The organism is Cupriavidus sp. GW821-FHT02F09 (assembly GCF_059421605.1).
Genome location: NZ_JBWKVH010000118.1, coordinates 1 through 581, shown reverse-complemented (window position 1 = coordinate 581; position 581 = coordinate 1). Strand labels below are relative to the sequence as shown.

Below are 581 nucleotides of genomic sequence, written 5' to 3'. Positions count from 1 at the left end.
CGCCGGGCGATTGCCCCGGAAGCGGGATGCGGTTCTCCCGGCGACAGGATCGTTTCAACGGCGCCCGTGAAATCTCGCCACTGCGCTTCAGCACGCAAGGACGCCTCGTTGGGAAAGAAGTCGACCTTGCGGATCGCTTCAAAAATGCGTCCAAGCCGTCGCAACAAGCGGTTGAGTTCGGCCTCACTTAGTCCGGAAAGGGTCTGGCGGGCTTCCGAGACAGATGCAAGGAGTTCGGCGTATTCGCTCGCTCGGTCGAACAGTGCGCGATATGCGGCAGCGTCGTCATCCTGATGGGGATGCACCGTCAACAGCCAGGCTTGGCCGTCCTGCTGCTGCGTCTCGTCGGCCAGCTCGCGGAACTGTTCCACCTGTTCGGCGCGGGCAGGCAGCAGATAGGCTCCGTCGCGCAAGGCGGCTCCGCCTAATGCCTTGAGGGTGCGCCAAATCCGCATGCGTGCAGTCGCGCCCGATGTGGGAAGGCTGACAATCAGCAGGATCCAGGAGTCTTGGGGTGTGGTCATGGAAGGCAGCATAGGGAGACATCGCACAGGTTTCAATGATGTAGAGATCATTACAAA

General features: G+C 60.9%; 1 protein-coding gene. It reads right to left on the bottom strand.

Annotation, left to right across the window (positions count from 1 at the left end; translation table 11 throughout):
- Positions 1-524: Chromate resistance protein ChrB (locus tag AC07XB_RS39045; RefSeq protein ID WP_492833304.1), on the bottom strand; the 524-nt coding region annotated here is incomplete at its 3' end.
- Positions 525-581 lie beyond the last annotated feature (57 nt).